We start from the raw sequence: 21,210 nt of genomic DNA, 5'->3' as shown, positions 1-21,210 counted from the left end.
CGCTTCGGCGGTGGTCCGGTCAGACCTCCTCCGCCGCCCGGTCAAGGGCGAGCGGGTCGACCAGGCCACCTTCGTCGTCGAGCCGCCCCTGCGCCATCCGGGTCGCCTTCGCGGGGACCGGCGGAACCAGGTCGGCGACGACTCGGAGCGCGCTCAGCACGTCGTCGGGTCGGACGGTAGGGGTTGTCTGCCGTACGACCGTCACGAGTATCCCACATGGTTGTGACAAATCCCGTGCATCGTGTCCCGCGTCGCTCGAATGCGTCTGGACCTGCACCGACTCGGCGCGTCCCGGGGTGGCGGACACCACCCCGGCGAACACCGCGGCGGAGACCACGGCCGGGCGGACGTCGATCACCCGCTTGCCGTCCTTGGTGAGCCGCTCGACCTCCACCACGTCGGCCGCGAGGAACGCCGCCACCGCTTCGGCAAGCCGATCGGGTGATACGCCGGGCAGCTCCACCTGCCAGGAGCTGGCCTCGATCCGCTCGGGCAGCGTGCCCCCGGCGGCCTGCACGACCTCCAACACGTCCAGACCGGGCGGCAGCACCGCGTCCAGCGCGGTACGCAGGGCGTCCGGGTCGAGCCGCTCCACGACCTGGACCTCGACGTACTCGGCCTCGCTGGCCACGCCGGTCGGCGCGGCACCCACCCACGAGACCTTCGGGTGCGGGCTGAAGCCCTGGGAGTACGCCATGGGCACGCCCGCCCGGCGCAGCGCGCGCTCGAAGGTGCGGGCGATGTCGCGGTGCGACGTGAACCGCAACCGGCCGCGCTTGGCGTAGCGCAGCCGGAGCTTCTGCACGGGGGCGGCCGACGGGTTGGGCTGCTGCTGGCGGCTCAGTGCTACTCCCCTTGGGTGCGGGTGGGGTTCCGACGGGGGTAAGCATCCCAACGGTCCACGCTTCTACTCCAGCGGGACGGTACCTTGGTGGCGTTCCGCACCGTTGAGCTTGTCTGGTCGGGCCCGCCTGGCTACCGTCCGGCAGCAGAGGTCCACCCGGCAGCCCAGCACTGGAGGTCCCCCGTGCCTCTGCTCCGCCGCGTCCGAGCGGTCGCGGTCAGCGCAGCGCTGTTCGCGACCGGTCTCCTCGTGGCGTCCGGGTCCACCTCCGCGCAGGCGTCGGTGCCCGCCGACGCCCTGCCGGCCGCTGTCGACTGCATCCAGCCCGGACCGACCCTGCGCTACCTGGTCGTGCTCGACCCCGGCACCAGCGAGCCGCTGGCGAACGCCCTGGTGGCCGGCGCGTGCGGCACGACCACCGGCTACTACCCGCAGATCGGCGTGGCGGTCGCGGTCTCCGCGGACCCCGGTTTCGGCCGGCGGATCGGCGTGGACCGGGCGTACAGCGCCCAGGCGGACGGCATGTCGAAGAAGACCGGCGCGCCGGCCCGCACGAAGTCCGACGACGAGGGCCTGGCCGGCCGGTCGGCGTCGGGTCCGGCGGACCGCACCGCCGAGCAGTGGGACATGGACCTGATCCGGGCCGCCGAGGCGCACGCGATCAGCAAGGGCAGCCGGGAGGTGGTGGTCGGCGTGCTGGACTCGGGCGTCGACCCGACCCACCCGGACCTGGTCGGCGCGCTGGACCCGGCGCTGTCGGCGGGCTGCACGACGGGCGTGGCCGACCCGGCGCAGGCCGCGTGGGCCCCGACGACCTCCGCGCACGGCACGCACGTCGCGGGCACCATCGCGGCCGCCGATGACGGTTCGGGCACCACGGGCGTCGCGCCGGGCGTGCGACTCGCGTCGGTGAAGGTGGTGGACGACGCCGGGTTCATCTACCCGGAGTACGCCGTGTGCGGGTTCATGTGGGCAGCGACGCACGGCATGACCGTGACCAACAACAGCTACTTCATTGACCCGTGGGTGTTCACCTGCCAGAACAAGACCGGTCAGTCGGTCGTGTACGAGGCTGTGCGGCGCGCGGTGGACTACGCGACCGGGCGTGGCGTCCTGAACGTGGCGGCGACCGGCAACGCGGCCGCGGACCTCACCAAGCCGGGCACGGACGCGCAGAGCCCCACCAACGCGGCTCCGGAGGACGTGACGCCGCGTCCGGTGGACAACACGTGCCTGGTGCTGCCCGTGCAGCTGCCCAAGGTGGTGGGCGTGTCGTCCGTGGGCGCGACGAAGCTGAAGGCCGGGTACTCGTCCTACGGCCTGGGCGCGGTGGACCTGACGGCACCCGGCGGCGACCGCAAGCAGCAGCCCGAGACGGGCCAGGCGTGCGTGCTGTCGACCGTGCCGGCGGGCTACGACTACTCGTGCGGCACGTCGATGGCCGCGCCGCACGTGACCGGGGTGGCGGCGCTGCTGGCGTCGACGCACCCGAGCGCGTCGCCCACCGAGTTGAGCCGGATGTTGAACACGCAGGCGGAGACGCTCCCCTGTCCCGCCGACTACGACCTGAACGGCACGGGCGCGCAGGACGCGTACTGCACCGGCTACTCGGAGTACAACGGCTTCTACGGCCACGGCCTGGTGGACGCGCTGGCCGCCGTGCAGGGGCAGCGCACCGACGACGGCGGGCGCGGCAGCAACTAAGCCACCGCCGACGCCCACCAGGCAACATCCGCTCCGGACACGCCTCAGGGCCGTACGAGCGCGCGGCGGGGCCGGTCCAGCCCACCGCGGTCAGCGGGCCGGTTCAGCCCACCGCGGTCAGGGCTGGATCAGGGCGGGGTTGCGGACCGGGCTGCCCTTGCCCACCGGGGCGATCGGGAGCAGGGTGCGGCCGGTGGGCCCCACCTCGATGTCGGTGCCCATCGCGGGGCACACGCCGCAGTCGAAGCAGGGGGTCCAGCGGCAGTCGTCCTGTTCGCGCTCGTCCAGGGCGTCCTGCCAGTCCGCCCACAGCCACTCCTTGTCCAGCCCCGAGTCCAGGTGGTCCCAGGGCAGGACCTCCAGCTCCTCGCGCTCGCGGGTGGTGAACCAGGCCAGGTCGACGCCGAACGAGGGCAGCTCCGCGGCGGCCGCGGCGACCCAGCGCTCGTAGGAGAAGTGCTCGGACCAGCCGTCGAACCGGCCGCCCTCGCGCCACACGCGTTCGATGACGTGCCCGATCCGGCGGTCGCCCCGGGAGAGCAGCCCTTCGATCAGCGACGGCTGGCCGTCGTGGTAGCGCATGCCGATGTTGCGCCCGAGGTTGCGGTCGGAGTTGACGGCCTCGCGGAGCTTGCGCAGGCGCGCGTCCACGGTGGCCGGGTCGCACTGCGCCGCCCACTGGAACGGGGTGTGCGGCTTGGGCACGAAGCCGCCGATGGAGATGGTGCAGCGGATGTCCTTGCGGCCGCTGACCTCCCGGCCCGCGCGGATGACGTTCTTGGCCATCTCGGCGATCTGGAGGACGTCGTCGTCGGTCTCGGTGGGCAGGCCGCACATGAAGTACAGCTTCACCTGCCGCCACCCGGCGCCGAAGGCCGCGCTGACCGTGCGGATCAGGTCCTCTTCGGACACCATCTTGTTGATCACGCGGCGGATCCGCTCGCTGCCGCCCTCGGGCGCGAACGTCAGGCCCGAGCGGCGGCCGTTGCGGGACAGCTCGTTGGCCAGGTCGATGTTGAACGCGTCGACCCGGGTGCTGGGCAGCGAGAGGCTGGTGTTGGTGCCCTCGTAGCGGTCGGCCAGGCCCTTGGTGACCTCGGCGATCTCCGAGTGGTCGGCGCTGGACAGCGAGAGCAGGCCGACCTCTTCGAACCCGGTTGCCGCCAGGCCGCGCTGGACCATCGCCCCGATGCCCTCGATGGACCGCTCGCGCACCGGCCGGGTGATCATCCCGGCCTGGCAGAAGCGGCAGCCGCGGGTGCAGCCCCGGAAGATCTCGACGCTCATCCGCTCGTGCACCGACTCGGCCAGCGGGACCAGCGGCTGCTTCGGGTACGGCCACGCGTCGAGGTCCATCGTGGTCCGCTTGAACACCCGGTACGGCACCCGCTCGCGGTTGGGCACCACGCGCTGGATGCGGCCGTCGGGCAGGTACTCGACGTCGTAGAACCGGGGCACGTAGATGCCGCCGGTCTCGGCCAGGCGGGTCAGGATCTCGTCGCGCCCGCCCGGTCGGCCCTCGGCCTTCCAGGTCCGCACCAGGTCGGTGATCTCCAGGACGGCTTCCTCGCCGTCGCCGAGCACGGCCGCGTCCACGAACCGGGAGATCGGCTCGGGGTTGAACGCCGCGTGCCCGCCCGCGACCACGATCGGGTCGTCGTCGGTGCGGTCGGCGGCGTGCAGCGGGATGCCGGCCAGGTCCAGCGCGGTGAGCAGGTTGGTGTAGCCGAGTTCGGTGGCGAAGCTGACGCCGAGCAGGTCGAACGCCCTGACCGGCCGGTGGGCGTCCACGGTGAACTGGGGCACGCCGTGCTCGCGCATCAGCCGTTCGAGGTCGGGCCAGACCGCGTAGGTCCGCTCGGCGAGCACGTCGGGCTGCTCGTTGAGGACCTCGTACAGGATCATGACGCCCTGGTTGGGCAGCCCGACCTCGTAGGCGTCCGGGTACATCAAGGACCACCGCACGGTCGCGGCGTCCCAGTCCTTGACCGTCGCGTTGAGCTCCCCGCCGACGTACTGGACCGGCTTCGAGACCTGCGGCAGCAGCGGTTCCAACGCGGGGAAGACCGACTCGACACTCACGCGGCCCAGGGTAACGGCATCGCCGGGACCGGTCAGAACAGCGGTCCGGTGATGGTGAGGCCGAGCCCGGAGCCGGCGCCCGCGTAGAGGCCGAAGAACATCAGCGCCGCGCCCGCCAGGGACACGTTCTTGTTGAACTGGATCATCTCCGCCTGCTTGGCCTGCGGATCGGTCTGGGTCCAGAAGTTGTGCATGAGGAACGCTGTGGGCAGCAGGAACAGCACCAGCAGCAGCGCGCCCAGGTCGGCCCACACGCCGAGCAGGACCATGAGCGCGCCGACGATCATCAGCACGCCGGTGGCCTGGGTGGCGAGCTTGGGCGAGGGCACGCCCTTGGACGCGGCGTAGCCGGCCATGGCGTCGGTCTGGGTGAGGTGGCCGACGGCCGAGCCGAAGAAGAGGAACACGAACAGGATGCGGCCGATGAGTGCGATCACGTCCACGACGACCTCCCGGTTTGCGGTCCGTCCAGTGTTCAGCCCGGTCAGGCGGTGAGCAACCGGCCGAGCCGTCGGGAGGCCACCAGTACCCCGATCGTGGCCATCACGACGAAGTAGCCGACGTGGCCCAGCAGCCCCCAGCCGACGAAACCCGTGGTCAGCGACCTGGTGAGTTCGACGGCGTGGTAGAGCGGGGTGAACTGGACGATCGTCTGGAGCACCGGCGGGTAGACGGTCAGCGGGTAGAACGTGGTGGAGAACAGGAACAGCGGCAGCACGAACAGCTGGACCAGGTCGAAGTCCTGCCACGATCGCATGAACGTGGTGGCGGCCATGCCGACGGCGGCGAACGCGACCGCGACCAGCAGGCACGCGGGCAGGGCGAGCAGCGCCCACGGCGAGGCGACCAGGCCGAAGCCGAGCATCACGGCGAGGAACCCGGCGGAGTAGAGGCCGCCGCGCGCCAGGGCCCAGGTCGCCTCGCCCAGCGCGATGTCGACCGGGCCCAGGGGGGTGGCCAGCATCGCCTCGTACAGCCGGGCGTACTTGATCTTGTAGAACAGGTTGAAGGTGGTGTCGAACACCGCGCCGTTCATCGCCGAGGCCGCGAGCAGCGCCGGCGCGACGAACTCCGCGTACGGCAGCGGCCCGCCGGGGCCGGCCACCGTCGCCACGAGCTTGCCGAAGCCGAACCCGAGCGAGAGCAGGAACAGCACCGGCTCGAAGAACCCGGACACCACCGACAGCCAGGCGCGCCGGTTGACCAGGAACGCGCGCTCCACCAGGACGTGCGCGCGGCCCGCGTACAGGCCCGGCGGCACGATCCGGAACAGCAGGCCGACGCGGTTCTTGGCGGCGTGGTCGAGGACTACGGTCACGGGGTCACACCGCCAGTCGTCGGTGGAAGTGGCGGCGGCCGAGCACGACGCCCGCGGCGACCACGGCCACCAGGTAGGCGACGTGGCCAAGCGCCGGGAGCGGGTCGAGCGCGCCGAACGTGACGCCGCGCGCCAACTCGATGCCGTGCCACACGGGGGTGAGCCAGGCGATCGAGTGCAGCCAGCCCGGCAGCTGGCTGATCGGGAAGAACGCCCCGGTGAACAAGGTCATCGGAATCAGGACGAAGCGGTAGAGGCCGGTGAACGCGTCGGGCTTGTCCCGGGTCGCCGTGAACGCGACCACCGGCGCGGCGAACGCCATGCCGGACAGCACCGCGAACGGCACGGCGAGCACGGCGGCCGGGCTGGTCACCGCGCCGAGCACGGCCGCGACCAGCAGGAAGATGCCGGAGCCGACGGCGAGCTTGAGGGCGATCCAGAGCAGTTGGCCGTGCAGGACCTGCGCGGGCGTGATCGGCGTGGACACGATGCCGACGTAGGTCTTCTGCCACTTGAAGGCGGAGAACACCGAGTAGGTGGACTCGAACATGGCGCTCTGCGTGGCGGCCGTGACGATCAGCGCGGGCGCGAGGAACACGACGTACCGCAGGCCGCCGGTGGCCTCGCCGGGCTGCACCTGGGAGCCGAAGCCCACGCCCATGGCCAGCAGGAACAGCACGGGTTGGACGAAGTTGGAGATCGCCGTGGCACGCCAGTTGCGGCGGTACCAGGCCCAGTGGCCCTCGACCACGAGCAGGGCGGGTCGTGGTGCCATCAGTCGACCAGGGTCCGGCCGGTGAGGCGCAGGAACACGTCCTCCAGGGAGCTGCGGCGGACCAGGCTGGACGTCGGCCGCACGCCGCGCGCGTGCACGGCGGACAGCGCCGCCTCGCCGTCGGCGGTGTAGAGCAGCAGCCGGTCGGGCAGCACCTCGACGCGGTCGGCGATGCCCTCGACGGGGACCGGGTCCTGCCCGCCGGGCGGGAAGCGCAGTTCGAGCACCTCGCGGGTCGAGTACCGGTGGATCAGCTCGGCGGGCGAGCCCTCGGCGGCGATCCGGCCGCCGTCCATCACCACCAGCCGGTCGCAGAGCTGTTCGGCCTCGTCCATGTAGTGGGTGGTGACGATCAGCGTGACGCCGTTCTGCTTGAGCCGGAACAGCCGGTCCCACAGCAGGTGGCGGGCCTGCGGGTCGAGACCGGTGGTCGGCTCGTCGAGGACCACCAGCTCGGGGTCGTTGACCAGCGAGCGGGCGATGGTCAGCCGGCGCTTCATGCCGCCGGAGAGCGGTTCGACCTCGTCGTCGGCGCGGTCGGCGAGCTGGGCGAACTCCAGCAGCTCGACGGCCTTGGCGCGGACGTGCGCCTTGGACAGGCCGAAGTAGCGGCCGTAGACCTCCAGGTTCTGCCGGACGGTCAGCTCGGTGTCGAGGTTGTCCTGCTGGGGCACGACGCCGAGCCGGGCGCGGATCCGCGGGCCGTCGCGGTCCGGGTCCATGCCCAGCACGGTCAGCTCGCCGCCGGTGCGCGGGGACACGCAGGACACCATCCGCATGGTGGACGACTTGCCCGCGCCGTTGGGGCCGAGGAACCCGAACGCCTCGCCCTTGCCCACCGCCACGTCGATGCCCCGGACCGCCTCGAACGCACCGAAGTGCTTCGTCAGGTTGCGGGCTTCTACGAGGGTGGTGGTCACGAACGTCACGGTAGCGGCGGGGTACGACAAACTTCGTGGCGATTTTAGGGTTGGTGCCATGGGGATCGATCTGACCTGGCCTTCCGCCGCCGGCGAACGGCTGCTCGCAGAGGTGCACGAGGTGCTGCACGCGGTCGTCGCGGCCGGTGGCGCGATCGGGTGGCTGGAGCCGCCGGGGCGGGCGGAGACCGACGCGTGGGTCGAGTCGGTGCTGGAGCAGACCCGGGCCGGCGACGCGGCGCTGGTGGTCGCGGAGGTGGACGGCGTCGTGCGCGGGACGGCGTGCTGGGTGCGCTCGCCCGGCCAGGTGTTCGAGCACACGGCGGAACTGGGGCGGGTGACCGCACACCCGTCGGCACGGGGCCTGGGGCTGGGTTCGCTGCTCGTGTCGGCCGTGGTGGGGAACGCCCGTGCGGCGGGGATCGAGCAGTTGAAGCTCGGTGTGCGGGGCAACAACCACGGCGCGATCGAGCTGTACGAGCGGCTCGGGTTCCGCGAGTGGGGCCGGCTGCCTTACGCGATCGCGGTGGGCGACGCGCGGTACGACGAGGTGCGCATGGCGATGCCGCTGGGCTTCCCGGAGGACGTGGTGCTGCACGGGTCCGCTGCGGGCGGGCAGGGGTCGTCGCCGCGGCGCAAGGCGTGAAACGCCGAACGGCCCAGGTCGGGCGACCCGGGCCGTTCGGCAGCGTCAGCTCAGAGGTTGGGGAACCAGAGCTTGATCTCGCGCTCGGCCGACTCCGCCGAGTCGGAGCCGTGGACCAGGTTGAACTGGACCTCCAGCCCGAAGTCGCCGCGGATCGTGCCCGGCGTGGCCTTCTCCACCGGGTCGGTGCCGCCGGCCAGCTGGCGGAACGCCGGGATCGCCCGGGTGCCCTCCACGACCAGCGCCACCAGCGGGCCGCCGGTGATGAACTCGACCAGGTCGCCGAAGAACGGCTTGCCGTCGTGTTCCGCGTAGTGCTGCTCGGCGGTCGCGCGGTCCACGGTGCGCAGTTCGAGCGCGGCCAGGGTCAGGCCCTTGCGCTCGATGCGGGAGATGACCTCGCCGACCAGGCCGCGGCTGACGCCATCGGGCTTGACCAGGACCAGGGTGCGCTCGCTCACGGCCGTCAGTACTCCTTCGTACGGGATCGTGCAAGTGAGAGAAGGGTAGCCGGAGCCACGACGGCACCGACCGTGCCCACCGGGTAACCGCGCCCGACAGGCCGAGCCCATCCAGTCATCGTCCGACGTCCGACTCAGCGGGTGCGGGTCATCCGGCGGTGCGATAGTGCCGGCCGTGACCACTGAGAAGTCGGGTGCGGGGACCACGCTCACGGGTGCCGCGGTGCTGTTCGTGCTGCTTCGGCTGCTGGCCGTGTCCGGGTATGACTGGCACACGACGTTCGCGCTTCTGCACACCCTCGACTTGGAGGACGCGCCGGGGCTGTTCCTCGGCACGTTCATGGCCGACCGGCGGATCAGTACGGTGTTGTTGATCCTCACCGTGCCACTGGCCGCCTTCTACGCCGCCGCGACCCGCTCCCGTACCGCGCCGCTCGTGGTCACGGTGTTGATCGCGTTTCTCGTGGCGCACGTCCTGACCTACCACCAGTGGTGGGTGCCAGCGTTGGCCGTTGTGCTGGCTCTGGCCGTAGCGGTGGTGGCGGCACGGCGGCGCAATGACGAGCCGGGGCCGGCGAAGTTCGTGTTGCACCGGATCGGGTGGATCGTGGGCGGGATGGCGCTTATCGTGGCCGCGGTCGTGTCCACGCCGTGGGTGCCGCGGGAACACATCGAGACGACGAGCGGGCCCATTGAGGCGTACGTGGTGGAGACCAGCCCGGGATTCCTGAAGGTGCTCGTCGCGGACAATCAGGAGTTTCGGATCCTGCGCGACGACGAAGTGCGTTCGCGGGTCGAGCTGACCGACCACTAGCACGGTGTCCAGCCCCACGTCGGCCGGCGCGCGCAGGTGGGTCATGCCGGCCGATGAGAAGTCCCGGACGTGCAGTTCGGTGGTTCCGTGCTCGGTCTGGTCGCCGAGCAGGCCGCGCGTCGCGCACCCCGAACACCGGTTTCCCGCGCAGGTGCGGAGACTTCGGGGTCACCTCTGCGGTCGACGGCTCCAGCGGCAGCACCTTCCCGGCGTACTCCAGGCGGTAGCCGTCCGAGGGCACCACCGGGACGTCCCACACCGTCCACTCCCGGTCAGCCGGACGGCGGCAGCACGTACGACGCCGACCCGTCCGGACGCGTCGAGCCCGACACGAACCACACCTCGTGGCCGGTGCCGTTCAGGTCCAGGAACTGGTCGGCTGCGGGGTCCTTGGTGTCGCCCCGGTGGATGATGTGCGCCAGCCCGGTCGCGCTTGCGGCCAGCGGGACGGCCCAGTACGCGCCGAACCCGTCCGAGCCGTCCGGCGGGCGTGACTGGTTCCAGCCCGGACTCGGTTCCAGCGAGCCGGTCCAGTGGTACAGCGACCAGTCCGGGTAGTCCCCGTCCGGGCGGTGGTAGTGGATCACCGCACGGTGCTGCGCCGCCGCGAGGCTCGTGAACACCTGGGCGGACCCCGGGTTGACCCACGCGTGGCCGCCGGTACGTCCGGACGCTTCGACGTTTCCGTTGCGCTGCACCGAGAATTCGACGGGCGCGGTGGCCGGGATGCGCGCCACTCCCCCGTCGAACAGCACGTCGGTCGCGCCCGAGCGCACGACGAGCCCGGACGTGTCGCCGGTGTGGTGCACGACCGCCTGTCCGGTTGCCGCGATTTCGTTGGCGCACAACGGGGCCTGCCCCTGTTGCAGCCACACCTGCGGGGTCGCCGAGGGATCGGCGAACCGGTCGGCGGAGGTGTCCTTCTCGTCGCCCCGGTGCACGAGGATCCCGACCTGCCGCGCACCGGGTTTCACCCGCACCCACGCGAACCGGCCGTACGGGGTTTCCCCCACGAACGGCAACGGCCGCTCCCACGTCGGCGCGTCCACGACGTCGCCCCAGACGTGCAGGCCCCAGCCCTCGTAATCGCCGGCGGGCCGGTTGTAGTGCACCACCAGCCAGTCGGGCGAAACCGTGCCCGGCGGGTCGACGTCCGGCGCGGCTGTGAGCGCCAACGTGACGCCGTCCGCGCCCAACGTGCCCGTGGAATCCTTCGCCACCACTCGGATCTCGACGTTCTTGCCCACCGCCGCACCCGGCAGCGCCTTGATGTCGGCGAACACGCGGTAAGGCGCGGCGTCGTCGGTGCCGAGGACCGTCCAGTCCTCGCCGTCGACCCGCGCGGCGAACGTGGCCTGTGCGAACGGCGAGGTGATCCCGTCCGCCCGCAACTCGACCCGGTCGTCCAGCACCGTGCCCACGGGCGGCGCGACCACCACGGGCGTCGGTGCGACCGCAGGCAACCGGCCCGTTCCCTTGAACACCAGGGCCGACAACGGCGGCACGGTCACGCTCACCTTGCCGTCGACCGCTCTCACCTCCGCCCCGGCAACAGGCCAGACGGGGCGCAGCGCGGCGCTGTCCACCGGCACGTCGACCGACGCCGGGGACGTGCCGGCGTTGGCCACCACGAGGTGTTCAACCTGCTGTGCCGCACCGACACGGCTGAACGCGACCACGTCACCTGAGGACAGGCGCAGGGTCTGGTTCCCCTCGCGCCACACCGGATCCGAGTCGACGAACGCCGCCAGGTCGCGCAACTGCCGGTAGAGCGGGTGGTCGGTGGTGTGGTTGTCGACCGCGCCGGTCCGGTCGCTGCCGATCAGGTCCTCCGCCCGGTACTCGGGAGTGGCGGACGCGAACAGGTCCTGCCGGGCCGCCTTGTCACCGCCGGTGCCCGCGAAACCCTGCTCGTCGCCGTAGTACACGACGGGGTTGCCGCGCCACAGGTACATCAGGGCGTTGCCGAGTTCCACCCGGTCCAGCAGTTCGGGCTCGGTGATGCCGGGCCGGTTCTGCCGCAGGGTCCACGCGAACCGGCCCAGGTCGTGGTTGCCCAGGAACGTCGGCAGCGACGCCGCGTTCGAGTCGGCGTCGGTGTACCGGTCGTCGTCCACCAGCACCTCGCCCAGCCGGGCCGCCCCGCGCCCGGACAGGAACGTGGCCGCGCCGCTCTGGAACGGGAAGTCCAGCACGGCCTGCATCTTCCCGGTCGTGGTGTAGCGGGAGGTGTCCGCCGGGTCGGAGTCGAGCACCTCGCCGAACACGAAGAAGTCCTTCTTGCCGCGCTGCTCGGCGTACCTCTTCACGTGCGGCGCAAGCGCTTGCCAGAACTCGATGTTGACGTGCTTGACGGTGTCGACGCGATAGCCGTCGATGCCGAGCGCGTCGATCCAGCTGGTGAAGATCCGCTTCATGCCGGCGACGACGGTCGGGTGCTCGGTCATCAGGTCGTCCAGGCCGAAGAAATCGCCGTACTGGTCGGATTCGCCGGTGAACGTCGAGTCGCCCCGGTTGTGGTAGAGCGACGGGTCGTTGAGCCACAACGGTTCCTTGCGCCCCCGCACGACGGGCGTGTACGGCGCGGTGAGCTTCGGGAAGTCCTTGCGGCCCGCGATGGCCGCGATGTCGACCGGTTTCCCCGACGGGTCCAGGTACGGCACCGCGCCCGTGGACACGTAGTCGTGCCGGCCCTCGGCGTAGTCGATCAGATCGGCGGTGTGGTTGGCGACGATGTCGAAGAACACCTTGATGCCACGTCGGTGCGCGTCGCGGATCAGCCGTCGCATGTCGTTGGTGGTGCCGAAGTGCGGGTCCAGCTTGGTGTAGTCGGTGGCCCAGTAGCCGTGGTAGCCGGCCGACACGTCCGTGCCCAATCCCTGCACCCAGCGGTTGCGGAACACCGGGGTCAACCAGATCGCGGTGATGCCCAGGCCGTCGAGGTAGTCGAGTTCGCCGTGCAGCCCCTTGAGGTCGCCGCCGTGGTAGAAGCCCTTGTCCGACGGGTCGAAGCCGGTCAGGAGCCGGTCGGTGTCCCCGGAGCGCCCCCGGTCGTTGCCCGGGTCGCCGTTGGCGAACCGGTCGGGCAGCACGAAGTAGAACCGCTCACCGGTGACCCCGCGCAGCGCGTCACGCGCCAATCCCCGGTCCCCCGCACGCACACCCGGCGCGATGTCGGTGACCGCGCCGACCGCGAGCCGTCCGGCGGGCGCGGCGACGGCGGGCGGGATCGGCGTCAGCACCCCGCCGAGCAGCAGGACTACCAGGACCAGGCGGCGCACGGCGACCTCCTTGGCGCAAGAAGTTGCGAGCCCCCACCCGGCACAAGGCCGGATGAGGGCTCACGGAACCACGACAATCTTGGTCGGACAAGCCGCCGGAGGAGGCATCGACTTGCAGGAACTCACCGCCGCTTCGGCTGCAACTTCTTCGACCACAGCGACGCGCCCGCGATGTCGCGCAACCACACGGTCAGCTCGCCGTCACGTGACACCTCGATCTCGCCGAAGTGCTGGAAGCCGTCCAGCGGCGTGGTGTTGGCCGCCGGCGGGGCGTGCACGAACACCGCCTCCGGCCCGAACGTCGGGTCCAGCACGTTCGGCCCGAACGCGCCCGCGTGCAGCGGACCGGACACGAACTCCCAGAACGGGTCGAAGTCGGCGACCGCCGCGCGCTCGGGCGAGTAGTGGTGCGCGGCCGTGTAGTGCACGTCCGCCGTCAGCCACACGGTGTTGCGCACCCGGCGCTTCTTGATCTCCCGCAGCACCCACGCCAGCTCGGTCTCCCGGCCGCCCGGCTTGCCCGGCAGGCCGTTCGCCACACCCTCGATGTCCGCGCCGTCCGGCACGGTCAGACCGATCGGCAGGTCGGCGGCGATGATCTTCCACGTGGCGCGCGAGCGGTCCAGCGAGTCCACCAGCCACTTCGCCTGCTTCTCGCCCAGGATGTGGCCGACGCCGTCGCGCGGCGCGTTGTTCGCGTCCTTGTAGGTGCGCATGTCGAGGATGAACACCTCGACGTGCTGCCCGTAGGGGAACTTCCGGTACACCCGCCCGTCCACGGCCTTGCGCGGGTCGATCGGCTGCCACTCGTGGAACGCCCGGAACGCCCGCGCGGCCAGCACGTCCACCCGCTTCTCGGTGTACTGCGGCAGGTCCAGTGTTGCCTTTGGGTGCGCGGATGCTCCGTAATCTCCAGGCAATCGCGCTCACTGTGGGGACGCGCATCCGGGTGGGATATCTCCCGATCGCGTGATCACCTCGATGGCATCCGGCTATAACCGTCATATGGCAGAGCCACGATGGGACGGACTGCTGAGCGGAGATCCAGGGCAGGCCGAGCGCGGCATCGACGACTGGGTCGAAGGGATGCGCAACCGGGCAGATCGCTTGAAGGCGCTGCGTGATCAGATGGAACAGATCCGGGTGACGGAGACGAGCGTCAACGGCGCGGTTGTCGTGACCGTCGACTCCACCGGCTCCCCGGTAGACGTCCGGTTCACCGATCGGGCGGCTTCGGTGCGGCCGGACGACCTCGGCCGGCTGTTCATGAGCACCTTGAACGCCGCCCGCGCGCGAATCGCCGGTGAGGTTCGAGCCGCCACGGAGTCGCAGGTGGGCGACGACCTGCCGGACACCCGTCGGATGGTCGTGGACGCGTACCGCGATCGTTTCGGTGACACTCCACCGCCCGCACCACGGGCACGCAGGCACGTTGACGACGACTTCGGCGACGACTCGTACCTCAGGTAAAGGAGGCGGCAGTGAGCGGATACGACGTCCTGCCCGGTGAACTGCGTGCGCATGCCGCCAAGCTCGAAGCGCTGGCCGACAGGCTGGGTGAGGCGGTGCACGCCGCCCGCACGGTGAGCATGGCCGACGGCGCTTACGGGCAGCTGTGCCAGTTCCTGCCCGCGGTCATGCGCAGCATCGAAGATCAGGCCAGTGACGCGTTGACCGCCGGCACCAAGGGGATGGCCGACATCGCCACCCAGGTGAAGTACACGGCCGATGAGTACGAGCAGCGCGAGGACGACGCGGCTGTCACGTTCGGGAGTCTGCGGTGACAGACGCCAATCCGCTCATCGCGCCTGTTCAGGACAGCACGCAGTGGTACTCCGGCATCGGTATCGCCGAGTCCGCCGCCGACCTCAAGTCCGGCATCGAGAGCGGCAGCTGGATCGACATCGGCATGGGTGTCGCGGGCGTCGGGCTCGAGGCGCTGAGCATCGTCATCGACCCGTTGGGCTCGCTGCTGTCGGCTGGCGTCTCATGGCTGATCGAGCACGTCAAGCCGTTGTCCGACGCGTTGGACTGGCTGGCGGGCAACGCCGACCTCGTCGCCTCCCACGCGGCCACCTGGAAGAACGTCGCCAAAGCCGTGGCCGACGTCCGTGACGACTACACGCGCGACGTGGCCAGCGACACAGCCGGGTGGCAGGGACAGGCGGGGGACGCCTACCGGGCCGCTGCCAAGAACACCGCCGAGGTGCTCGGCGGCGCGTCCACCGCTGCCGACGGGTTCGGTTCGGCCGTGGAGATGGCGGGCGTCGTGGTCGCCGTCGTGCGCGAGTTCGTGCGGGACCTGATCGCCGATCTGGTCGGACGGTTGATTGCCTGGGCGCTGGAGGTCGCGTTCACCGTCGGTCTGGCCACGCCGGTCGTGGTCGCGCAGGCGTCAGCGGCCGTGGCGCGGTGGGGCGCGAAGATCGGCGACATCCTCAAGAAGCTGGTGCGGACGATCAGCAAGCTCGTCCCGCTGCTGCGCAAGCTCGGCGACGTGTTCGACAAGGTCCGTAAGGTGCTGGACGACCTCAAGACCCCGGCCCGATCGGGTGATGAACTTCCACGCCCCGGACAGACCGGCGGCGCGCGACCGGTGGACGACGGGTCGTTGCGCGCCTACGACCGCATCGACCGCTGGTCGGAGAACGCGTACCAGTCGATCCGAGGCTCCGATGACATCGGCGATGTCGCGGGCCATGTAGCCGACGTACCCCGGGTCGGGGGTGGAACCGGGTTCACCCGCGCCGAGATCGAGCAGATCAAGAACCACGTGTTCGAGGACCTGCACCCACTGGAGGGTGTCGACGGTGGCACAGTGATGGCCCGCTTCGACCCCAACCCCGACATGGCGGAGGCGTGGCTGAGGCTGCGCTCGGGCCAGTCGCAGCCATCGGACATCGCCCTGCTCGAACACGAACTCGCCGAGGCGCGATACTGGCAGCAGAACCCGAACGCCTCGTACAAGGACGCTCACGCGGCAGCAAACGAGGTGTCGCGGTGGGAAACCCAGATCCCACCCGCGTCCAATGAGGACTACAGCAAGCCTTGGAGGTGATCGCGTTGGCGATGCTCGTGTACCTGCACAAAGAGGCCGAGACCGAAGCCGAGGCGCGCTACCGGTTCCACACCGACGGCGGCTCTGACCGGTACCTCGTGCTGGACAAGCGGTCGGAGACCATCACACCCGACGACGGCAACCGCGACGGTGTGTTCCGCGCGGCGGCGGGCAAGTTGGCCAGGGCCTGGCTGTACACGAAGGCCGCGCCTGATCGGCTGATCCACCAGAGCTGACCGGCCTGGGTGTACCGATCGCAGTCCCTACGGTTCGTGAACACGGCGCTTGCGGCCAACGTCATCCTTCATCGCAGCTTCGGCGTCTTGCGTTCGTCGGGCGTGAAGGTGCTGTTCGGAGAGGACGGATTTCAACCATATCCGGCCAAGGCAAGGAAGCCGTGTCGTGGCCGAATACGCTTGGCACCTGGCCGTTGATGCCGTCGAGTAAAGCCTGCCAGCTTGGCGCGGTCACTGCTCCCGTCCACTACTCGGTGGTCGTACGCTCAACTACGGTCGGTGGACAGGCGGTCTTCCCTGCTCTGCACACCTGCGGCATCCGCTACTTCAACGGCATCGCCCGTCGTCTATAGCCGGTCGCTTACGACAGCCCGCATTGGCAGACCGTTGACGGCCGGCTCGTCGCCGAGCAGTAAGGCGTGTCCGGCCTCGTCGGTGCCAGCCATGGCGCAGTCCTCTTGCAGATCATGGTCGGCGACAGGGGTAGCGTCGCGCTTTCGACCCGTTACGACACTTGAGTCCGATTCACATTACCTGTGGGTAGCGCCAAGGGTTCCCAAGGACCGCTTGAGACGGAAAACGACCATCGCGAGAGGCTTACTTCTAGGTTACCATCACATGAGAGTCGATGCGGCAAGTTCGGAGGGTATAGGTGGCAGTCACCAAGGAGCTGGTGTGTTTAGCGAATTCCCGTAAATACATGGGGCGATGCGTCGCGGGTATGGAAATCCTCGATGGCTCTCGAAGATGGATTCGCCCAGTCAGCAACCGCACACGCCACGAGGTGTCCGCAGCAGAGCGACAATACCGAGGTGCGGTGGAACCACAGGTACTCGATGTCATCTCCGTGCCGCTTGTCGCACCTCGGCCGATTGGATTCCAGCGGGAGAACTGGCTTCTCGACCCCAGACTCCGCTGGCAGAAGGTCCGCCGGATCGATTGGGATGAATTATGCACCTTGGAGGAGCATCCCCGGAGCTTATGGATTAACGGCTACCACACGTCCGCCGGCTTCAACGACCGCGTGCCGGTCGAACAAGGAGACCGAGTGGTAGACTCACTCAAACTAATCCGAGTCCACAGCGCGACCATAGAGGTGAGGCATGCCCATCCGAATGCCATGAACCAGAGGCCGACCGTGCGAGCTCGGTTTCGATACGCAGGCTCGACGTACAGACTGAAAGTGACCGATCCGGTGCATGAAGAGAAGTTTCGAGCCAACGGGCTTGGAAATCACCAGTTAAGTGAATCATTCCTGACGGTGAGCCTAGGTGAAGAATTCGAGGGCGACTTCTACAAATTGGTGGCGGCTATCGTCGAACGCACTGATGTTAACCTCGGTAGCAGGCGATGACGCTCGGCACGATACTCACAATCGGCCACTCCACACATAACCTCCCAGGCTTGGTTAAGCTGCTTCGGCAGCATAAGGTCACAGCAATCGCCGATGTACGCTCCGTCCCCGTCAGCCGGTTCACGCCCCAGTTCAACCGCAGCTCGATACAGCGCGGTCTACACGAGGTCGACATCAAGTACGCCTTCCTAGGCAGAGAACTCGGCGCCCGTACGGAAGACTCAGCCTGCTATATCGACGGACGGGTTCAGTACGACCGCCTTGCCAAGACACCTGAATTCGCCAGCGGCATTGAACGCCTATTGAAGGGTGCACATACCGAGCGGATCGCTGTCATGTGCACTGAGGGCGAGCCGTTGGACTGCCATCGCACCGTGCTCGTTGCGCGAGTGCTCACTGAGCACGGTGTCACAGTCGACCACATCCATAGCGACGGGCGGATCGAGAGCCATTACTCGGCAATGGAGCGCCTCATGGCCATGTTCGGGCTGGCGGAGGCCGATCTATTCCGCACACCGACCGAGCGTCTTGAAGAGGCACTGAGCCGTCAAGAATGCCGGATCGCATACGTTAACGACGAGTTTCGCGACGACGAGACGGCAGAAGTATGAGAATCTACACGATCGGGTTCACAAAAAAGTCCGCCGAAAAATTCTTCGGCCTGTTGCGCACCTCAAAAGCCGCAACCCTGGTCGACGTTCGACTTAACAATGTCTCACAATTGGCAGCTTTCGCTAAACGGGATGACTTGAAATACTTCCTCGGCGAACTTTGTGGCATGACATATACCCATCAACCTGAATTAGCGCCAACACAGCCCATGCTCGACGATTACAAAAAGCAGAGCACCGACTGGACAACGTACGAAGGCCAGTTCCTGGAGTTGATGAGGCATCGCAGTATTGAAGATGTAATTCCGCAGGAACTGCTTGACAATGCAGTCCTGCTTTGCAGCGAGGACAAGCCGCACCACTGCCACCGTCGGCTCGTCGCGGAGTATCTTGCGCAGCACTGGGACAGCGTTACGATCGAGCACTTGGTCTGAGCAAGCGCTCCGGAATTGCTGCGGGACGCTCTAACCAGTCACTACACTTCGGCCTGCCACTCGATGGCCGTACGCTCGATTGTGCTCCGCAGACGGTCGTCTCGTTGCGACCAAGGGCTCAGGTGCTGCGGTGCCGGACCGCTCTCGATCCTCCTGAACAAGACCTTCACCACGGAGCTGCGCCTCGCAAGAGGAAACGCGTCCCGACATAGATTCATGAACGCCGCCCAACTGGCGACCGTACGATCACCGCAGGACAGACCCCCATCACGACGATATCGATTCGTCCGCGGTCACGTCCGCGACGAGTCGCTCCCAGTCTGAGCGCGCCTTCGCGAAGCGCGATGCCGAGACGTAGTCCGAGTAGCGCTCGGCCACTTGCCATGCGTACTCATCGCACCTTTCACGCCCCCTCGATTCCGGTCAACGACGGAAGCGGCGTTATCTGCCGACTGACGACCCTAGAGTCCAGCAGAAAGTCCCCTGTTGTGGTGCTACTGTAACCCCAGTAAGCAGTAGTCCAGGATCTCGCCGGGGTACCAGTTGTTGACGACCTCGTGATCATCCCACTGGACGAAGGCGGGCACGTCGGCGGCGAACGAGCGGAACTGCTGGTCCAGCAGGTTGTAGGCGAACTGGCCGCGGTACTCGTCGAGGGTCTCGGCGACCTTGAGCTTCTCCGGCGTCACGGCGTTGCGCCAGATCCGGCCGTCGGCGAGGGTCACCGACTCCTTGAGCGGGCCGTCGGCGTAGACGGTGTCGCCGCTGTGGATGAAGAAGTCGGGGCGGCGCGCGGCCATCGCGCCGAAGATCGGCATCCCGCCCAGGTCGGGGTTGCTGCCCCAGCCCTGGCCCGCGACGTCGCCGGACCAGACGAACCGCACGCCGTCCCGGCCGATCGGCGCGGTGCGGAAGCTGCCGGTCACCGCCTGGCTGCGGGCGCGGCCGTCGAGGTCCTCGGCGACCACCCGGTAGTGCACCCGCCGGCCGGGCGGCAACCTGCGCAGCCGCAACCGACCCGTGCCGCCGGTCTCCGGGGTCAACAGCGGGCCGCGCACCGTGCGGGCGCGGCGGAACGACGGGTCCGCCGAGACCTCCACGAGCATCCGCGCCGGCCGGTCCGCCCGCGTCCACACCAGGCCGCCGTCGAACGTCACGTCACCGGACTGCACGCCGTGCGTCAGCACCGGACGCCCCGACGCCGCCAACGCGACCCCGGGCACGAACGCCGCCGCCGTACCGATCGCTCCGGCGCGTAGCAGCGTCCGCCGGTTCACCACACCTTCGGTCATGGCCGGTTTGTAACCGCCGAACCCGAACCCCCGGTGAACTCGGGCTGCTCACCGGGCGACATCCGCCGGTCAGCGTCACGCGGGGATCCCGTGTTCAGTGGTCACGGCCGGTGTAGTCGCCCCGGTCCTGGTCGATCCAGCCGCCTTCGCGCTTGGACCCCGTAGTGGTTGTCGCGGACGTCGATGGCCGAACTCCGGATTCACGGCGTCGTGACAGCTGCGCGCGACACGGATCTCCCGAACCAGCCGCCGCTGGTCAATGGTGGCCTTGGCCTGACGTGCTGCACCAGCTTGAACCGGTCGAGCGTCGTCGCGCGGCATCGCCCGCGCACCCACGTCCAGACGTCCTGCTGTGCGCAAGCGCTCGGAAGTCAGATCGGTCAGGCCGTTGTCCGTACGGGGTGAAGCGTCTGTGCCGGGTCGGGCGATGATCAGGTGTGAGTGAAACGAGTGGTTTACCCGCACGGGGCGCGAGCGCGATCCCGAACGTCCTCTCCGGGCGGTGGATGGCAGTCGTCGCCGGGGGTGCGCTCCTGTTGACCGCCGGTGCGGTGACCGCGCTGTGGTGGGCGGGGACGAGTGGTCTGGCGGGGAGCGAGCTGGTGTCCGCGCGGTTCGACGCGTTGCGGATCGGCTTGAGCGTCGGGGTCGGCGGCGGTGGGGCAGTGGCGTTGTACCTGGCGTGGCGGCGGCAGCGTTCGATCGAGATCGGGCTGCGGCAGAAGGAAATCGACCAGAGCCACCAGGAGCGGGTGGCCGCCGCGACCGAGGCCGACGCGCGCGAGCGCCGGGTCACCGACCTCTACACAAGGCCGCCGACCAGCTCGGGTCGGCGCACGCCGCCGTCCGGCTGGCCGGCCTGTACGCCATGCAGCGCCTCGGCCAGGCCGAGCCTGAACAGCGCACGACGATCCTCAACGTCCTGTGCGCCTACCTGCGGATGCCGTTCCCGGCCGTGCCGGGCGTGCTGCCCGACGACGCGTCCACCGCCGAGCGCGAGCGGTTCGACGAGCTGGTCACCGCGCGGGCGCAGGAGCGACAGGTCCGGATCACGGCGCACCGGGTCTTGGCCCACCACCGCCGGCGCGACCAGCCCGAGCACTTCTGGGCGGCGACCACGATCGACCTGACCGGGGCTACCTGTACGGCGCGGACCTCAGCGGCGTCGACCTGCGCGGCGCGCACCTGGCGGGCGCCAACCTCCAGGCGGGCAACCTGCGGGGCATCCGGTTGAGCGAGGCCTACCTCGTGCGGGCCGACCTGTCCATGACCGACCTGCGCGACGCGCACCTCGACTACGCGGACCTGACCGACACCGACCTCGGCGGCGCGGCGGTGTTCCGCGCCGACTTCACCGGGGCCAAGGGATCCGCGACGGGC

General features: G+C 69.2%; 18 protein-coding genes and 3 pseudogenes. 11 read left to right on the top strand and 10 right to left on the bottom strand.

What is annotated here, in order from left to right:
• Positions 1-19: 19 nt before the first annotated feature.
• Entirely contained in the window at positions 20-805 is a 786-nt protein-coding gene (locus tag BN6_RS06965) for a TIGR03936 family radical SAM-associated protein (RefSeq protein WP_015098857.1), read from the bottom strand.
• A gap of 228 nt (positions 806-1,033) precedes the next feature.
• Between BN6_RS06965 and BN6_RS06960 the strand changes: the two genes are divergently transcribed.
• Positions 1,034-2,548, top strand: coding sequence for a S8 family peptidase (locus tag BN6_RS06960; RefSeq protein WP_408005331.1), 1,515 nt, complete (start codon positions 1,034-1,036; stop codon positions 2,546-2,548).
• A 117-nt stretch (positions 2,549-2,665) separates the two neighbouring features.
• Here BN6_RS06960 and BN6_RS06955 read toward each other — a convergent pair whose 3' ends face one another.
• Genes BN6_RS06955 through BN6_RS06935 form a run of 5 tightly spaced genes read right to left on the bottom strand, consistent with a single transcriptional unit; the run spans position 2,666 to position 7,643 of the window.
• Positions 2,666-4,630: a TIGR03960 family B12-binding radical SAM protein gene (locus tag BN6_RS06955; RefSeq protein WP_015098855.1), complete on the bottom strand. Its 1,965-nt coding sequence runs from the start codon at positions 4,628-4,630 to the stop codon at positions 2,666-2,668.
• 32 nt (positions 4,631-4,662) lie between these two features.
• Positions 4,663-5,073, bottom strand: coding sequence for a DoxX family protein (locus BN6_RS06950; RefSeq protein ID WP_015098854.1), 411 nt, complete (start codon positions 5,071-5,073; stop codon positions 4,663-4,665).
• Between the two features lie 41 nt (positions 5,074-5,114).
• On the bottom strand, positions 5,115-5,948 hold the full coding sequence (locus BN6_RS06945) for an ABC transporter permease (RefSeq protein ID WP_015098853.1): 834 nt from the start codon (positions 5,946-5,948) through the stop codon (positions 5,115-5,117).
• A 4-nt stretch (positions 5,949-5,952) separates the two neighbouring features.
• Entirely contained in the window at positions 5,953-6,723 is a 771-nt protein-coding gene (locus BN6_RS06940; RefSeq protein WP_015098852.1) for an ABC transporter permease, read from the bottom strand.
• Positions 6,723-7,643 (bottom strand): ABC transporter ATP-binding protein, encoded by a 921-nt coding sequence (locus BN6_RS06935; protein ID WP_015098851.1) that lies wholly within the window; start codon positions 7,641-7,643, stop codon positions 6,723-6,725. The genes BN6_RS06940 and BN6_RS06935 overlap by 1 nt, the downstream gene beginning before the upstream one ends.
• Positions 7,644-7,701: 58 nt before the next feature.
• On the opposite strand from BN6_RS06935, the gene BN6_RS06930 reads away from it, so the two are divergent.
• A complete protein-coding gene (locus BN6_RS06930; RefSeq protein ID WP_015098850.1) occupies positions 7,702-8,289 on the top strand; it encodes a GNAT family N-acetyltransferase in 588 nt (195 codons plus the stop codon).
• Between the two features lie 50 nt (positions 8,290-8,339).
• On the opposite strand, the gene ndk is transcribed toward BN6_RS06930, so the two are convergent.
• Positions 8,340-8,750 carry a nucleoside-diphosphate kinase gene (ndk, locus tag BN6_RS06925; RefSeq protein WP_015098849.1) on the bottom strand — a complete coding sequence of 137 codons (411 nt, stop codon included), beginning with the start codon at positions 8,748-8,750 and terminating at the stop codon, positions 8,340-8,342.
• 223 nt (positions 8,751-8,973) lie between these two features.
• On the opposite strand from ndk, the gene BN6_RS06920 reads away from it, so the two are divergent.
• The gene (locus tag BN6_RS06920; protein ID WP_231905107.1) at positions 8,974-9,564 is read left to right on the top strand and encodes a hypothetical protein; all 591 of its coding nucleotides are present in this window, start codon (positions 8,974-8,976) and stop codon (positions 9,562-9,564) included.
• Between the two features lie 272 nt (positions 9,565-9,836).
• Here the strand turns inward: BN6_RS06920 and BN6_RS06915 are convergent, their stop codons facing one another.
• Together BN6_RS06915 and BN6_RS06910 are read right to left on the bottom strand one after the other, a co-directional pair.
• Complete coding sequence (locus BN6_RS06915) at positions 9,837-12,845, bottom strand: alpha-amylase family glycosyl hydrolase (protein WP_015098847.1); 3,009 nt, start codon at positions 12,843-12,845, stop codon at positions 9,837-9,839.
• A gap of 122 nt (positions 12,846-12,967) precedes the next feature.
• Positions 12,968-13,738 (bottom strand): annotated as a pseudogene (locus BN6_RS06910) (alkaline phosphatase D family protein); the annotation flags it as partial.
• A 76-nt stretch (positions 13,739-13,814) separates the two neighbouring features.
• Here BN6_RS06910 and BN6_RS41665 point away from each other — a divergent pair.
• From BN6_RS41665 to BN6_RS06880, 7 genes are all read left to right on the top strand, one after another.
• Positions 13,815-14,315, top strand: coding sequence for a YbaB/EbfC family nucleoid-associated protein (locus BN6_RS41665; RefSeq protein ID WP_084672581.1), 501 nt, complete (start codon positions 13,815-13,817; stop codon positions 14,313-14,315).
• 11 nt (positions 14,316-14,326) lie between these two features.
• The gene (locus tag BN6_RS06900; RefSeq protein ID WP_015098844.1) at positions 14,327-14,629 is read left to right on the top strand and encodes a type VII secretion target; all 303 of its coding nucleotides are present in this window, start codon (positions 14,327-14,329) and stop codon (positions 14,627-14,629) included.
• The gene (locus tag BN6_RS06895; RefSeq protein ID WP_015098843.1) at positions 14,626-15,903 is read left to right on the top strand and encodes a WXG100 family type VII secretion target; all 1,278 of its coding nucleotides are present in this window, start codon (positions 14,626-14,628) and stop codon (positions 15,901-15,903) included. Before BN6_RS06900 ends, BN6_RS06895 begins: the two co-directional genes overlap by 4 nt.
• Positions 15,904-15,908: 5 nt before the next feature.
• Entirely contained in the window at positions 15,909-16,139 is a 231-nt protein-coding gene (locus BN6_RS06890) for a hypothetical protein (RefSeq protein WP_148302761.1), read from the top strand.
• Between the two features lie 652 nt (positions 16,140-16,791).
• A complete protein-coding gene (locus BN6_RS43335) occupies positions 16,792-17,493 on the top strand; it encodes a dual OB domain-containing protein (protein WP_015098841.1) in 702 nt (233 codons plus the stop codon).
• A 50-nt stretch (positions 17,494-17,543) separates the two neighbouring features.
• Complete coding sequence (locus BN6_RS06885) at positions 17,544-18,104, top strand: DUF488 domain-containing protein (RefSeq protein WP_231905105.1); 561 nt, start codon at positions 17,544-17,546, stop codon at positions 18,102-18,104.
• Positions 18,101-18,538, top strand: a complete 438-nt coding sequence (locus BN6_RS06880) for a DUF488 domain-containing protein (RefSeq protein ID WP_015098839.1) — start codon at positions 18,101-18,103, stop codon at positions 18,536-18,538. The genes BN6_RS06885 and BN6_RS06880 overlap by 4 nt, the downstream gene beginning before the upstream one ends.
• Before the next feature lie 518 nt (positions 18,539-19,056).
• Here BN6_RS06880 and BN6_RS06875 read toward each other — a convergent pair.
• Positions 19,057-19,830 (bottom strand): annotated as a pseudogene (locus BN6_RS06875) (alkaline phosphatase D family protein); the annotation flags it as partial.
• 924 nt (positions 19,831-20,754) lie between these two features.
• On the opposite strand from BN6_RS06875, the pseudogene BN6_RS43330 reads away from it, so the two are divergent.
• A pseudogene (locus tag BN6_RS43330) lies at positions 20,755-21,114 on the top strand (pentapeptide repeat-containing protein); the annotation flags it as partial.
• Positions 21,115-21,210 lie beyond the last annotated feature (96 nt).

Source organism: Saccharothrix espanaensis DSM 44229, from assembly GCF_000328705.1.
Lineage (GTDB): Bacteria > Actinomycetota > Actinomycetes > Mycobacteriales > Pseudonocardiaceae > Actinosynnema > Actinosynnema espanaense.
This window is presented reverse-complemented; position numbering and strand designations above follow the sequence as displayed.

Coding starts and splice junctions, on each gene's coding strand:
- BN6_RS06930 (WP_015098850.1), top strand. CDS start 7,702: ATGGGGATCGATCTGACCTGGCCTTCCGCCGCCGGCGAACGGCTGCTC.
- BN6_RS06880 (WP_015098839.1), top strand. CDS start 18,101: ATGAGAATCTACACGATCGGGTTCACAAAAAAGTCCGCCGAAAAATTC.
- BN6_RS06940 (WP_015098852.1), bottom strand. CDS start 6,723: ATGGCACCACGACCCGCCCTGCTCGTGGTCGAGGGCCACTGGGCCTGG.